Source organism: Microcoleus sp. AR_TQ3_B6 (assembly GCF_036702785.1).
Taxonomy (GTDB): Bacteria; Cyanobacteriota; Cyanobacteriia; order Cyanobacteriales; family Microcoleaceae; genus Microcoleus.
Genome location: NZ_JAUBVJ010000009.1, coordinates 96100 through 108476, shown reverse-complemented (window position 1 = coordinate 108476; position 12377 = coordinate 96100). Strand labels below are relative to the sequence as shown.

Here is a 12377-nt window from a genome sequence, read left to right as displayed (position 1 = left end):
CTTCCTTCTTCCTTCTTTGTTCTTCCTTCTTTGTTCTTCCTTCTTCCTTCTTCCTTCTTCCTTCTTCCTTCTTCCTTCTTCCTTCTTCCTTCTTCCTTCTTCCTTCTTCCTCTTAAATTAATCTAACTCGCCCGGAGGTAAAGGCTTGTATTCGATCGCCCGCCAAGCATACTAACAAGCGGCCGCATCCATCAATGCCGGCGGCTTCTCCGCAGATGGTTTCCGACGCAAGTTCGATCGCCACCGAGCAGCCAATCAACGCATCGCGGCGGCGCAATTCCGGCAAAAGTAGCGCTAAACCGGACTTGGATGCTGGCTTGTCTGTGGTAGAAAACATATCGGCTAGTTCGAGTAAATAGTGCCGCAGTCGATCGAGCAAACACAGTTCATCTGGTACTGTACTAGCAATAGAATGCAAGCTTACCGCCTTGCCGAGATCCCTTTCATCCAATCCCGCAGCCGCGAAATCTACGCAGCGGTTGAGTCCAATTCCCACAACGGCGCGAGTTTTGCCAGAAACATTGCCGTTGGTAGCTTCGCAGAGAATTCCGGCTAATTTGTGGCGATCGATCCAGACATCGTTTGGCCATTTCAGGCGCAGCATATCGCGACAGTCGGGCACCAAATCTTCGATCGCGTAAATCACCGCTAAACCCGCTGCTAAACTGAGCCCTGGCAACAGAGTGGGGTTGAGGTTGTCGAGAACAAAACTAACAGTCAAGACACCGCTTGGGGCGTGCCAGGTGCGCCCGTGTTGGCCGCGCCCGCTGGTTTGTCGCCTAGTAAATACTGCATCTCCGTGGTGGAGTTGGGCCGCGCGGGCGATTGCCCAACTGTTGGTACTGGGACAGGTATCCAAGGAGTGTAGCCAGTGATGGAGGTTTGGGCGATCGGGTTCTGTGGTTGCGGGCACGGGAGTTAAGGGCAATTCAGCTTTTTCCGCCAGGAGCCTCGCGCCGTACTTTACGTCGGCGTCGAGACGAATGGCGGGATAATTTGTGGGACTAAATGTCTCCCAATTATCCAAATCATGTTTGTTATTCACAGATTCCTCCTCTTCTTTTTAATGGTTTAACTTTGCTTAAAGCTGCCGTTTTGTACTTGGTTTTACTGTTGGTATCGGGCTTCAAACTAAGGCGAGTGCCCAAGTTCTGCATCCCGATAACTTCGTAAGCTTTTCCTTCAAACAAAACCAAGTCACGCTGCTTGTACGGATATCGCTTCCGCTTAATGGCGCGGCGTCCAGTGCTAACTTTATGGGCACGGTGTTGTCGTAAATTTTCACCATTAAGATTGGTATTTCTGGTTGTACGACCGGAAGACAACTCGCCTCCAGAACGGATTTCTCCGTCCCTGATATCACGATATTTGGCATCGTAGAACTGTTCTAGTGACCGTTTATTACGTCGAATTTGTTCGAGCATCAACGGCTTGACCACACGGGTTTGAGTTGTCCCGCCAGCAATGACAAAAGCGTCATTGTGGTGGGACTTTTCTATTTCCAGATCCCGGCGTTTACCTTTGGTAATGTAACCAAAGGTGGACTCGTACCGACCTTGTTCGGTCAATCGCCACCGCACCATTGTCATGAAGGTTTCACCCTTAAATGACTTGAGTTTGGGCTGCCATCCAAACAAGAAACCTTTTTTCTGATGGTTTTTGGGGGTATGGCATTTGGTACAAAGTGTAATCAAATTGGCGGGTCTATCCGTGCGGTCAGGCGGATTCTTCCAAAATCCCAAGTGATGAACTTGCAAAATTGGTTTGTCTGTTTTGTTATTGCAGTTGGGATTCTGGCATTTATGTCCGTCTCTATGCAGGATATATTCCCGCAGATTATCAAAGCCGTATTGCTCTCCATATTGATATTGTTCCCCAACGATTGTGGGGTTCTTGATTTTCTGGATGTCAAATGCAGCAACTTCGATTGTTACCGTTCTGACAGGGAGGGTACAGCATATCTTGTGGATAAGTCGGTGATGAGTATCTAGCTTGTGCTGGATACTAGGTGCCAACCAGCCTTTCTCTATCCTTCTATTGGAGAAACGGGGTTTTCTGTGTCGTAGTCGATTCCTACGGGTACGACGATACTTGCGCCTCTCGGTAATCCTTTCGGATATTCCTTTGAGCATCTTAAGTTCGCCACCAATAAGCTCTCGGTTCTCATTTACGGCACTGAAGCCTATGTTCTCGTACCCTGCATCAATACCCAAATTCACAGGCTGAGTGTAGCCACTCGAACCGTAGATGAGTTGGATAGAGAAAGGGGTGCGCCGAACAATTTTGGCTTTACCAGTCTTGAGCAAGAGTCTCGCCTTCCTGGGAGTTGTGGGCATCAAGGGACGCCCTTTTCTGTTGATAACGTAGACTTTCATGATTGTTAAACCTAGTAAACAGGTTTTCATTCCTAAGAATGTGGTTTCCTTCGCCAATGTTTTCACAAGGTTTTGATGTTTCCACACTTTCCCGACCCAACAGGAATGTTTAATGAAAACCGCAGAGCGTGAAGCTAGGAATCGGGTTGCTAGCCCTACACTTCACGGTGCCTATGTATTCTCGGAAAACGTAGTATTCCTTGCATACTGGAACACTGAGGCTAATCGCGAAGGCTTAAGATTTCTCTCAAGCCCACGCTGTACTGCCTAAGCAGTCAGCGCTGGGTTCGTGACATTTACCTTACGCAACAACATCAGTTTAGCAGCAAAATCTCTTGATTTATAAGGGTTTGGGGGAACGCATAGGGTTGGTGGGAGCGATCGGCACCCCTTTTAAAAACCCAATTTAAAAAAAAGTTGTATTACCCCCTTGACAGTCTTGTATTACACAATGTAGTATAAATGTATGGCGAAGGGGAAAGAGCTTCAAAGCCTTACCCCAGGAGCAATATGAACCTTGAAAACAGAATAGGAAGTTAATCGTGTCACATAATTGTGGACAGCGGCGGTGTAGACTCCGGCAACAATAGCCCGATCGGGTTGTAGTACGCGGAATCAACCGCCACCCCGTCCCAACTCGAGTAATTCAAGGACAGAAAATTGTTCATTTTCGCGGGGGTATAGCTCAATCGGTCAGAGCAATCGCCTGTCGAGCGAAAGGTTGCGAGTTCAAGTCTCGTTACTCCCGTCAGTCGATTTTAGATTTTAGATTTTAGATTTTAGATTTACTCCACAGGAGAAGAATCTGGGAATTGGAACTAGGGTCTAAAATCCACACATCCTGTCGGAAAGCAAGTATCCGTTTTTCGGCGGTGGTCAAAGTCCCGTAGGCAAAAGTCAAGCCGTCTCCCTCTCAAGGAGAAGATTGCGAGTGCAAACCTCGTCGGGACTCCCAGGTTAGGTGGTCGAGTGGTTGAAGGCGTCGGTCTGCAAAACCGAATTTCGCGGGTTCAAATCCCGCCCTAACCTCTGTTCCCAATCAGAAATTAAAAATTAGAAATTAAAAGATTAAACTAACAGTCTTTTAATTAATTTTTTTAACTTTGAAAAGGAACGAAGCGAAAGTGACATTGCAGCGTAGCTTAATGGTAAAGCGCCAAGTTCATACCTTGGTCAATGCGGGTACCGCTTCGCGGAAGCAAGCTACAAATCCCGCCGCTGCGACCACAAGCAGGGATGGTGTAACTGGCAACACTCTGGTCTCCAAAACCAGCATTCTGAGTTCAAATCTCAGTTCCTGTGCCAATTTATAGTGCTGTAGGCAAATGGTTTAAGCCGCTTGGTTTTCACCCAAGTGATTGCGGGTTCAACTCCCGTCAGCACTTCCAAACTGGGTCGGCCCTCCTATTGGCGTGGGTAGCTGTCTGTAAAACAGTAGCTTAAAGCGTTGCTGGTTCAATTCCAGCCTGACCCATTTGTAACTGCATTTAATCCGCAGTTGCAATCTTGAGAACGTGGTGTAACTGGATAACATTTCAGTCTACGAAACTGAAGATTTGGGGGTTCAAATCCCTCCGTTCTCGCTATGGAGAGGTGGCCGAGAGGCTTAAGGCGCTTTCCTGCTAAGAAAGAGCGGTTTAACAGCCGTCGAGGGTTCAAATCCCTCCTTCTCCGTTTTCCCCCGATAGCTCAGTTGGTAGAGTGCTTGTGTGAAGAACAAGAGGTCGTCAGTTCGATACTGACTTGGGGGATTGCGTTGCCTTATAGCTCAATGGTAGAGCAAGCGGTTGTTAACCGCTAGGTTGTAGGTTCGAGTCCTACTGGGGCAGCCATTTTACACAACGTTAAAAAGTTGGTAAAGGATGGTGCAGAGCTCATTTATAATAATAAATACTTGAGTTCTACACTTTTCATGAAATACACCAAAGAAATCTTGGAAGAAGCTGTTAAACATTCATTTTCAATCAGTGGGGTTTTAAGGCAAATTGGTATAGCAGGTGGTGGAAGTCATGGTCACATAACTAAGCGGATTAAAGATTTGGGTATTGATACCTCTCACTTTAAACAATCCGATCAAAGTTTGAAAGGGCTTAATCCTAAAAAGCCTTGCCAAGAAATTTTGGTTCTAAGTTCGCGCAATCAAAGAACACAAACATTCCAACTTAGAAGAGCATTAATGGAGATAGGGAGAGAGTACAAATGTGAAAACAATAAATGTTTGGTGCAAAATGAATGGTTAGGAAAGAAGTTGGTTTTAGATATCGATCACATCAATGGAAACTGGCAAGATAATAGGCAATAGAATCTGAGATTTCTTTGCCCTAACTGTCACAGACAAACTGAAACTTATGGAAGTCAACGCAGAGAGCCGGAAGCAAATAATTACCTAGTTCACCAGAACAAACGAGTTCCTCATATGAAAGCCCGAAAAGTGGAGCGTCCCTCTAAAGAGGAGCTAGAAAAAATGCTCTGGGAAAAACCGACCACTTGGTTAGCAAAAGAGTTTGGTGTCAGTGGCAAGGCAATAGAAAAATGGTGTAAGACTTATGGAATTCAGAAACCGCCAAGAGGATATTGGAACCGAAATAAAAAATATTAAATATCTCAATATTTAGTAAGTTGAGTAAATGTTATTGGGAAGTCGCCTAATCGGTATGGCACCGCTCTTTGAAAGCGGCAAAATGCAGGTTCGAGCCCTGCCTTCCCAGTTCTGCTATTACCAAAGCAGATAAATTACACTCCTGTAGCCCAATTGGCAGAGGCCGCAATTTCAAAAATTGTGTTGTCTGAGTTCAAATCTCACCAGGAGTACCAAATTTTCAACTAAGTTTCTACTTGCTCCTGTGGCGGAATTGGCAGACGCGGCAGACTTAAAATCTGTTTTATTTTGAGTGTGAGTTCGAGTCTCACTAGGAGCATGAACGGGATGTAATTCAGCGGCCAGAAGCCATGCTTTGGGAGCATGGAGTCGTTGGTTCAAATCCAACCATCCCGACTTTACCCCTGTGATGTAATTGGAAAACATCACTCGCTCAGAACGAGTGTTTTTTGCAGGTTCAACTCCTGTCAGGGGTATTTGGCTAACAGCCAATTTCTGCTATTTGCTCTCGTGGCGGAACGGCAGACGCGCTAGGTCGAGAGCCTAGTTTTTTACAGGTTCAAATCCTGTCGAGAGCATGAATTTTTAATAAATATAGGAGGAACTTACAGTGTTTAGAAAAGTTTAGGAAAAAAGTACGCGCGGCGCAGCTATCCCGTAGAGAATCGCCCAATTAAAATTTGCCCTTGTAGCCCAATTGGAAGAGGCGTCTCATTTAGGGTGAGAAGGTTGCTGGTTCGAGACCAGCCAGGGGTATTTGGTAATAGCGCGGGGATGGAGCAACGGCTAGGCTCGGCAGTCTCATAAGCTGCAAATCAGCAGGTTCAACTCCTGCCCCCGCTACCAAAAATGCAGGTACGATGTAATTGGCAACATGAGGTTCTTGTAAAGCTTTCTTGCGAGTTCAAATCTCGCCATCTGCTGTGCTGGTGTAGCTCAATTAGGCAGAGCAACTGATTTGTAATCAGTCGGTTGTAGGTTCAATTCCTATCGCCAGCCCCACAATTGCGGATATGGTGTAACGGTAGCATTCGAGTCTTCCAAACTCTAGGCACGAGTTCGAGCCTCGTTATCCGCTTGGCTAAACGAGAGGTTTTTTCAATCCAAAATCTCAAATTTCCAATCTAAAATCGGTTTGCGGGTGTGATGTAAAGGCTAGCATCTGAGTATGCCATTCTCAGCGCATGGGTTCGAGTCCCATCATCCGCTTTTGTAGTCCTGTAGCTCAACGGTAGAGCGTTTGCCTTACAAGCAGACGCGGGGTAATATCCTGTCAGGACTACCAATTTATGGGAGTGTAGCTCAATGGATAGAGCGCCGCGCTTCGGACGCGGATGTTGTGGGTTCGAGTCCTACCACTCTCGTTGTTTTTGCTTTAATTTAAGGAGGTTGATTCCATTGAATGGATAATTTTTTATATTAAGAGCGATTCCCTACGGGATAGCAGCGCTTCACGCCCTTTGCGTGTCTCAATCTTTGGAGCCTACATACTTTAGTACGAGAGGAAAGGTAACGCTGTCAAAATCAGCGGGCGTTTGAGAACGGGGAGTGCTTTGAAACCGGCAGGTTGGCTTAAAGGTAGCCATCCTTTAAAGAGTGTGTAATAACTCATCGGTCCAGTCCCTCTAGTAACTGAGAAAACGCAATGCTCTGATAACTTGCACGGAAAGTACGCGCGGCGCAGCTATCTCGTAGGGAATCGCACATTAACAAAAAACATGGGAGCGTAACTCAACTGGATAGAGTGTCGAGCTTCTACCTCGAATGTTGTGGGTTCAAGTCCTACCGCTCCTGCTGTCTGGGGTTCGTAGCTTAATTGGTAAAGCATCTAACTGGCTGTTAGAAAGATATCGGTTCAAATCCGATCGCAATCCACCATACCGATTTTAGATTTTGGATTTTGGATTTTGGATTTGAGATTGATTGCACAAATCAATCTAGAAGCTTGAATATTCGTCTAAAATTTTGTTAGGGGCGACTTAATACCACTTTAAAAAACTAATTCAAGTGTGGGGAATCTCCAAACCATATCCACTAACTCATCCCCAATCTAAAATCTAAAATCTAAAATCTAAAATAGTATAAGGGGTCATAGCTCAATTGGTAGAGCGCTTGCTTTGCACGCAAGAGGCCAGGAGTTCGATTCTCCTTGACTCCACTTCCGGTGTCTGAAGTCGAAGCGGTCGAGACGCTAGCCCGTGAAGCTAGTTATTAGCGGGTTCAAGCCCCGTCGGACACCCCTTGGAAGATGCCGCTAAATGGTTGGCAACCAGTCTTGAAAACTGGGGTACAGGTAACTGTAAGGGTTCGATTCCTTCATCTTCCTTTTAATTAACCACCGGAAGTCGAAAAGTGAGACACCGTGCTGATAACGCGGCGATAGGAGGGGCAGTACCTCCTCGGTGGATGGATTGGTTTATAATAAGTCTAGATTTGCTAGTTATTCAACATAGAAGCCATGAGCATTCAAGTTCTCAAATTAGAATTGATGCAGTGGATTTTGTTATTAAAGGATATTCAACTTTTAAACGAAATCCAAAAACTGAAAGAAAAGTCACCCGAAAAGACTGCTGTACTCAAACCTGGTCAATTTGGCTGCGGTCAAGGAATTTTTACTTACGTTGCGGATGATTTTGATGAAACACCTCCGGGTTTTGAAGAATATGCGTAAGTCATCAATATAGGGCTTACGCATGGAGATCAGAAACCGGGTTTTTTACCAATCTGCGGGCTGTAACGAAGTTTTTTCGTAAAAAACCCGGTTTCTTTGGTGGGAGCGCCCGAGTCAATCGATTTTAGATTTTAGATTTTAGATTTTAGATTGGCCCCACGGATAAATGCGGGGGCTTGAGGATTTTAGATTTTCGATTTGGGATTGATTCCACGGATCAATCACGTGGCGGGTACCACCTTTGAAATTCTTGGTCAGAAATATATTATGTGAGGTTTAATTCCAGTATATGAATTTACAGCATTACAATTACTATCTGGTGGTTGACCTTGAAGCAACTTGCTGCGATCGCGGAAATATCAGAAAAGAGGAAATGGAAATTATCGAAATAGGAGCGGTTATGGTGCATTCAGAATCTCTAAGTATTGTTGATGAATTTCAAAGCTTCATCAAACCTATCCGCCATCCTATCCTGACTGAATTCTGCAAATCGCTAACATCTATTTCTCAAGCACAAGTCGATCGAGCTCCGACTTACCCGGAAGCGATCGCACTTATGAAAAACTGGCTGTCTGGTTACTCAAATGGTGTATTTGGTTCCTGGGGCGATTTCGATCGCAAACAATTTCAACAAGACAGCAATTTTCACAAAGTACCTTTTCCCATTGCTTATCCTCATGTCAATCTCAAACGATTGTTTTCGGACAAGCAAGGTTTGCGAAAACGTCATGGGATGGCAAAAGCTTTGACACTCGCGGGTTTACCGCTAGAAGGAACTCATCACCGAGGTATTGATGATGCGAGAAATATCGCCAAACTGTTGCCTTATATTCTAGAGCGAAAACAGTTGTCCTGATTTGCGATCGTACATACAGCGAGCAAAATTATGGGGAGGTCGCCTAAGTGGAATGGCACCGTAAAAACTTTGGAAAAGCGGCTCTCAAAAGGACGATCGGGTTTGTTGAGTAGGGTAAAAAGTTGCTTCGCGACGTTCCCTGAAAACGCAAACTGGCAGCGGGTTGCGGAGGCACTGAAAGGAATTAACAGTCCGAGATGGGGGCAGTTCCCGTCTGCTTGCGGGCAGTAAGGAAGCGCGTTTCCTGAAAGTTGCTGTCGATCGATGCGGGTTCGAGTCCCGTCCTCTCCATTCAAGGTTCAAGTCCAAATCGAAGAGTTTCAACCCGTGCCCTAACAGTTAAAGCATACATACTCGGCTATTAACCGAATAAAACCAATGCTTTACGCACTTGCACGGGTTGAACCTCAGAACCTCAGTTGTTCTTGAGGTCTAAATCGCGATCGTAGCTGCCGATTGGCCGCAGTCTGGTCATCAACTGCTTCAGCAAGAAGCCGTTGCTGTTCCAAGCGGTGTAAGGATTAGCCCCTTGTCCCTTCAGGCACAACGTTTGTCGGGCTTTGTTGTGGCAGATATTTGCCAGCAGGCTGACGACTGACACTAAGCCGAGTTCATCGACAAGGGCTTCGAGTTGATCTTGAGTCACAAGCACACCTCCAGGGTTGACTATTTCCCTGAAGGATAGCACAATGGGGAAAGAAAGGGTACTAAATGGGGCTAGTCTGGGGTAAGTTTATCGTCAATCAGCTTATATTCGTTGATAGTTGCCAGGAGCATCAGTTTAGACATGGATATTCCTGACTCGTCAGACAGCTTCTTCAGCTTTTGATGGATTCGGTTGGGCATTGTAACTTTTATGGTTTTGGAACCTTCCTCTTGTTCAGGCATTAGCAGCAGTCATATTTAGTTGACACCAGCTTATCTCCTTTCCGAGTACCGATCGCGCTTTGCTGCGATGTCTGTAGGGATACGGGCTCCGCGCGATAAAATGGCTGCTGCTGCGAAACAGTGCGCTAACCAATAAAAAGGTCGATCGCAAATCTCTAACCAAGGGAGCGATTGGATATATTAGTTACATTCAGAAGCCAGCAGTAACCAAACAACTTAATAAAAAAGGTGAAATATGAGAAAACTAAAATATTACGTTGCTTGCACCGTTGACGGGTTTATTGCTCGCGAAGATGGCTCATTTGATTGTTTTCCTATGCAAGGGGAGCATTTCGCTGATTTGTTCGAGTCCTTTCCTGAGACTTTTCCTGCTCACTTTCAGGAAGCCCGAGGCATTCGTGCAGAGAACAAGCAGTTTGATGCGGTTTTAATGGGACGGAAAACCTATGAGGGAGGGCTAAATGTTGGTGTAACTAATCCTTATCCTACCTTGAAGCAGTATGTCTTTTCGCGCACTATGAAAGCCAGTCCCGATGAGAATATTGAACTTGTTTCGGACAATCCTGTCGCATTGGTTAAGGAATTGAAAAAAGAAACGGGTAAAGACATCTGGCTGTGCGGTGGTGGCACTTTAGCGGCCACTCTTTTTTCTGAGATTGACGAGATGATTGTCAAGTTGAATCCGCTAGTTATCGGATCGGGAATTCCTCTTTTTTCCCGTGCACTCGATCCGACAAATTTGGAACTTGCCGATCGCAAAATCTATAGCAACGGTTTCATGTTGCTTCATTATCGACTGAAGCATTAGCAATCGGGACTTTATCCGTTGCAATTGCCGCCAGCAAAAAAGGAGTGAAGTATTTACTACAAAATGATTTTTTAGGAATTACCCAAACGCTAAAATTTTCAGGGTGGTTAGCAAAGCGGTTATGCACCCGGCTTTTAACCGGTATCAGATAGGTTCAACTCCTATACCACCCACTGAATCGATTTTAGATTTTAGATTTTAGATTTTAGATTGAGGGAGAGCTGTGAGATTTTAGACTTAAGATAGAAGGGCATATTCTTGCACGGAATCTGCTGCATTTATCTGCGTTCATCAGCGTCATCTGCAATTATCTGCGGTTAAAAATTCCCAAACATCGATTTGAGATTTGAGATTAAAGGGCATATTGTTGCATGGAATCTGCTGCATTTATCTGCGTTCATCAGCGTCATCTGCAATTATCTGCGGTTAAAAAGTCCAAAAATTGGAAAGTGCGGCTGTGTGGACAGCAACTGGTTTGGAATACCAGCGTACAGCCAAAACTGTAGAGGTTCGACTCCTCCACTTTCCTTTTTAATCATTAGTCATCAATCATTAGTCATCAATAACAGGCTAAGGACTAAAAACTCATGATTAGAAACCAAAAACAACACTTAGAGGAGAATAAAATGTAATGTCACGCACCAAATTTGAACGGAACAAACCCCACGTCAATGTCGGTACAATCGGTCACGTAGACCACGGCAAAACAACCCTAACAGCGGCGATTACAATGACACTGGCTGCCCAGGGTCGGGCCAAGGCGAAAAAGTACGATGAAATCGATGCTGCACCGGAAGAAAAACAGCGGGGAATCACGATTAATACGGCTCACGTTGAGTATGAAACAGGCGATCGCCATTATGCTCACGTTGATTGTCCGGGTCACGCTGATTACGTGAAAAACATGATCGTGGGTGCCGCTCAAATGGATGGTGCAATCCTCGTCGTGTCCGCTGCAGATGGTTCAATGCCTCAAACTCGCGAACATATCTTGTTAGCGCGGCAAGTGGGAGTGCCGAAGCTGGTTGTCTTTTTGAATAAGAAAGATATGGTGGAGGATGCGGAAATTTTGGAGTTGGTCGAGTTAGAAATTCGCGAACTTCTCAGTTCTTACGGTTTCCCGGGCGATGATATTCCAATTGTCGCAGGTTCGGCACTGAAAGCGCTGGAAAAGATGACTGCTAATCCGAAAATACACCGCGGCGAGGATGAGTGGGTTGATGGCATTTACGATTTGATGGATGCGGTAGATGACTGGATTTCTACGCCCGATCGCGATATTGACAAACCTTTTCTGATGGCTGTGGAAGATGTGTTCTCGATCAAAGGTCGGGGAACTGTCGCCACGGGCAAAATCGAGCGGGGTAAAATCAAAGTCGGCGACACTGTGGAATTGGTGGGAATCCACAACACTCGCACGATAACTGTTATCGGTGTTGAAATGTTCCAGCAAATTCTGGATGAAGGAATGGCTGGAGATAATGTCGGTTTGTTGCTTCGCGGCATCCAAAAAGACGAAATTGAGCGGGGGATGGTACTTGCTAAACCCGGTTCAATTCAACCTCACACTGAATTCGATTCTGAGGTTTACGTGTTGTCGGAAAAAGAAGGCGGCCGCCGGACTCCTTTCTTGGCGGGATATCGCCCTCAATTCTTCGTGCGGACAACGGATGTTACAGGTACGATCGCATCTTTTACGGCTGATGGCGGGAGTTCGATCGACATGGTAATGCCGGGGGATCGGGTTAATATGACTGTGAAGTTGTTGCAGCCGATCGCGATCGAACAAAATATGCGTTTTGCCATCCGCGAAGGCAATCGCACTGTGGGCGCCGGTGTGGTCTCCCGAATTCTGAAGTAGACGCTTTCGGAACCAATTAGAATCAGTAGGGTGGGCAAAAGTCCACCTTACTCATTCATTTATTCACAGCAAATTTTTCTGTGTGGATGCAGTAGAAGGCCAAGATGGAGTCAAGGGAATTGTCGAGATTGGAGATGGCCAAGTCTCAGATTTGGTTGGATGGTCTGCCGCAGGTTTTGCACAACTCTGGGGAGGTAGTTGAGGTCGATCGCGCTTAAATCAAATGTGGAATCAGGGCGATCGCATTTTAATTAGGTATTGAATAAGGGCGATAGTGTAAAATAAAGTTGTTCTTTTAAGAAAATGCGTCAATTCTGCA

The 12377-nt window shown here is 45.6% G+C and carries 12 protein-coding genes and 30 tRNA genes; 37 read left to right on the top strand and 5 right to left on the bottom strand.

Annotated elements, in window-relative coordinates; translation table 11 throughout:
• Nucleotides 1–112 precede the first annotated feature (112 nt).
• The 3 genes from QUB56_RS07255 to QUB56_RS07245 form a co-directional block, all read right to left on the bottom strand.
• Nucleotides 113–1045, bottom strand: coding sequence for a biotin--[acetyl-CoA-carboxylase] ligase (locus tag QUB56_RS07255; RefSeq protein WP_332954382.1), 933 nt, complete (start codon nucleotides 1043–1045; stop codon nucleotides 113–115).
• Nucleotides 1038–2375: an RNA-guided endonuclease IscB gene (gene iscB, locus QUB56_RS07250; RefSeq protein WP_332954380.1), complete on the bottom strand. Its 1338-nt coding sequence runs from the start codon at nucleotides 2373–2375 to the stop codon at nucleotides 1038–1040. Before iscB ends, QUB56_RS07255 begins: the two co-directional genes overlap by 8 nt.
• Before the next feature lie 545 nt (nucleotides 2376–2920).
• Nucleotides 2921–3043 (bottom strand): hypothetical protein, encoded by a 123-nt coding sequence (locus QUB56_RS07245; protein ID WP_332954378.1) that lies wholly within the window; start codon nucleotides 3041–3043, stop codon nucleotides 2921–2923.
• A 6-nt stretch (nucleotides 3044–3049) separates the two neighbouring features.
• Here QUB56_RS07245 and QUB56_RS07240 point away from each other — a divergent pair.
• The 33 genes from QUB56_RS07240 to QUB56_RS07080 all read left to right on the top strand — a co-directional run bounded on the left by QUB56_RS07240 (nucleotide 3050) and on the right by QUB56_RS07080 (nucleotide 8501).
• Nucleotides 3050–3123 (top strand) — tRNA-Asp (locus QUB56_RS07240).
• Between the two features lie 132 nt (nucleotides 3124–3255).
• A tRNA-Glu gene (locus QUB56_RS07235) sits at nucleotides 3256–3330 on the top strand.
• A tRNA-Cys gene (locus tag QUB56_RS07230) sits at nucleotides 3331–3404 on the top strand.
• Between the two features lie 102 nt (nucleotides 3405–3506).
• Nucleotides 3507–3602, top strand: a tRNA-Ile gene (locus QUB56_RS07225).
• Nucleotides 3603–3605: 3 nt separating this feature from the next.
• Nucleotides 3606–3680, top strand: a tRNA-Trp gene (locus tag QUB56_RS07220).
• A 6-nt stretch (nucleotides 3681–3686) separates the two neighbouring features.
• Nucleotides 3687–3763 (top strand) — tRNA-Glu (locus QUB56_RS07215).
• A 4-nt stretch (nucleotides 3764–3767) separates the two neighbouring features.
• Nucleotides 3768–3849, top strand: a tRNA-Tyr gene (locus QUB56_RS07210).
• 34 nt (nucleotides 3850–3883) lie between these two features.
• Nucleotides 3884–3958 (top strand) — tRNA-Arg (locus QUB56_RS07205).
• Nucleotides 3959–3962: 4 nt separating this feature from the next.
• Nucleotides 3963–4049: transfer RNA gene (locus QUB56_RS07200), tRNA-Ser, on the top strand.
• Between the two features lie 4 nt (nucleotides 4050–4053).
• Nucleotides 4054–4126 (top strand) — tRNA-Phe (locus QUB56_RS07195).
• Nucleotides 4127–4132: 6 nt separating this feature from the next.
• Nucleotides 4133–4207, top strand: a tRNA-Asn gene (locus QUB56_RS07190).
• A gap of 80 nt (nucleotides 4208–4287) precedes the next feature.
• On the top strand, nucleotides 4288–4677 hold the full coding sequence (locus tag QUB56_RS07185; RefSeq protein WP_332954376.1) for a hypothetical protein: 390 nt from the start codon (nucleotides 4288–4290) through the stop codon (nucleotides 4675–4677).
• 114 nt (nucleotides 4678–4791) lie between these two features.
• Nucleotides 4792–4974, top strand: coding sequence for a hypothetical protein (locus tag QUB56_RS07180; protein WP_332954373.1), 183 nt, complete (start codon nucleotides 4792–4794; stop codon nucleotides 4972–4974).
• 35 nt (nucleotides 4975–5009) lie between these two features.
• Nucleotides 5010–5083 (top strand) — tRNA-Gln (locus tag QUB56_RS07175).
• A gap of 29 nt (nucleotides 5084–5112) precedes the next feature.
• Nucleotides 5113–5189 (top strand) — tRNA-Leu (locus QUB56_RS07170).
• A 23-nt stretch (nucleotides 5190–5212) separates the two neighbouring features.
• Nucleotides 5213–5293, top strand: a tRNA-Leu gene (locus QUB56_RS07165).
• A gap of 4 nt (nucleotides 5294–5297) precedes the next feature.
• Nucleotides 5298–5370: transfer RNA gene (locus QUB56_RS07160), tRNA-Pro, on the top strand.
• A 4-nt stretch (nucleotides 5371–5374) separates the two neighbouring features.
• Nucleotides 5375–5450 (top strand) — tRNA-Leu (locus tag QUB56_RS07155).
• Between the two features lie 28 nt (nucleotides 5451–5478).
• A tRNA-Leu gene (locus QUB56_RS07150) sits at nucleotides 5479–5552 on the top strand.
• A 104-nt stretch (nucleotides 5553–5656) separates the two neighbouring features.
• A tRNA-Leu gene (locus tag QUB56_RS07145) sits at nucleotides 5657–5730 on the top strand.
• A gap of 11 nt (nucleotides 5731–5741) precedes the next feature.
• A tRNA-Met gene (locus QUB56_RS07140) sits at nucleotides 5742–5820 on the top strand.
• Nucleotides 5821–5825: 5 nt separating this feature from the next.
• A tRNA-Thr gene (locus tag QUB56_RS07135) sits at nucleotides 5826–5897 on the top strand.
• A gap of 2 nt (nucleotides 5898–5899) precedes the next feature.
• Nucleotides 5900–5976 (top strand) — tRNA-Thr (locus QUB56_RS07130).
• A 5-nt stretch (nucleotides 5977–5981) separates the two neighbouring features.
• Nucleotides 5982–6052 (top strand) — tRNA-Gly (locus QUB56_RS07125).
• Nucleotides 6053–6188: 136 nt separating this feature from the next.
• Nucleotides 6189–6259: transfer RNA gene (locus tag QUB56_RS07120), tRNA-Val, on the top strand.
• Between the two features lie 6 nt (nucleotides 6260–6265).
• Nucleotides 6266–6338: transfer RNA gene (locus QUB56_RS07115), tRNA-Arg, on the top strand.
• A 356-nt stretch (nucleotides 6339–6694) separates the two neighbouring features.
• Nucleotides 6695–6768 (top strand) — tRNA-Arg (locus QUB56_RS07110).
• Between the two features lie 7 nt (nucleotides 6769–6775).
• Nucleotides 6776–6852: transfer RNA gene (locus tag QUB56_RS07105), tRNA-Ala, on the top strand.
• Nucleotides 6853–7059: 207 nt separating this feature from the next.
• Nucleotides 7060–7132 (top strand) — tRNA-Ala (locus tag QUB56_RS07100).
• Between the two features lie 6 nt (nucleotides 7133–7138).
• Nucleotides 7139–7213 (top strand) — tRNA-His (locus QUB56_RS07095).
• Nucleotides 7214–7217: 4 nt separating this feature from the next.
• Nucleotides 7218–7300: transfer RNA gene (locus tag QUB56_RS07090), tRNA-Ser, on the top strand.
• A 132-nt stretch (nucleotides 7301–7432) separates the two neighbouring features.
• Nucleotides 7433–7645 carry a hypothetical protein gene (locus QUB56_RS07085; protein WP_332954372.1) on the top strand — a complete coding sequence of 71 codons (213 nt, stop codon included), beginning with the start codon at nucleotides 7433–7435 and terminating at the stop codon, nucleotides 7643–7645.
• Nucleotides 7646–7934: 289 nt separating this feature from the next.
• The gene (locus tag QUB56_RS07080; RefSeq protein WP_332954371.1) at nucleotides 7935–8501 is read left to right on the top strand and encodes a 3'-5' exonuclease; all 567 of its coding nucleotides are present in this window, start codon (nucleotides 7935–7937) and stop codon (nucleotides 8499–8501) included.
• A 415-nt stretch (nucleotides 8502–8916) separates the two neighbouring features.
• Here QUB56_RS07080 and QUB56_RS07075 read toward each other — a convergent pair whose 3' ends face one another.
• Together QUB56_RS07075 and QUB56_RS07070 are read right to left on the bottom strand one after the other, a co-directional pair.
• On the bottom strand, nucleotides 8917–9147 hold the full coding sequence (locus QUB56_RS07075; protein ID WP_332954370.1) for a hypothetical protein: 231 nt from the start codon (nucleotides 9145–9147) through the stop codon (nucleotides 8917–8919).
• Between the two features lie 71 nt (nucleotides 9148–9218).
• Complete coding sequence (locus tag QUB56_RS07070; RefSeq protein WP_332954368.1) at nucleotides 9219–9389, bottom strand: hypothetical protein; 171 nt, start codon at nucleotides 9387–9389, stop codon at nucleotides 9219–9221.
• A gap of 235 nt (nucleotides 9390–9624) precedes the next feature.
• Between QUB56_RS07070 and QUB56_RS07065 the strand changes: the two genes are divergently transcribed.
• From QUB56_RS07065 to tuf, 4 genes are all read left to right on the top strand, one after another.
• A complete protein-coding gene (locus QUB56_RS07065; RefSeq protein WP_332954364.1) occupies nucleotides 9625–10197 on the top strand; it encodes a dihydrofolate reductase family protein in 573 nt (190 codons plus the stop codon).
• 101 nt (nucleotides 10198–10298) lie between these two features.
• Nucleotides 10299–10370: transfer RNA gene (locus QUB56_RS07060), tRNA-Lys, on the top strand.
• Between the two features lie 198 nt (nucleotides 10371–10568).
• Nucleotides 10569–10703: a hypothetical protein gene (locus tag QUB56_RS07055; protein WP_332954363.1), complete on the top strand. Its 135-nt coding sequence runs from the start codon at nucleotides 10569–10571 to the stop codon at nucleotides 10701–10703.
• Between the two features lie 125 nt (nucleotides 10704–10828).
• Entirely contained in the window at nucleotides 10829–12058 is a 1230-nt protein-coding gene (tuf, locus tag QUB56_RS07050; RefSeq protein WP_332954361.1) for an elongation factor Tu, read from the top strand.
• The last annotated feature ends 319 nt before the right edge of the window (nucleotides 12059–12377 follow it).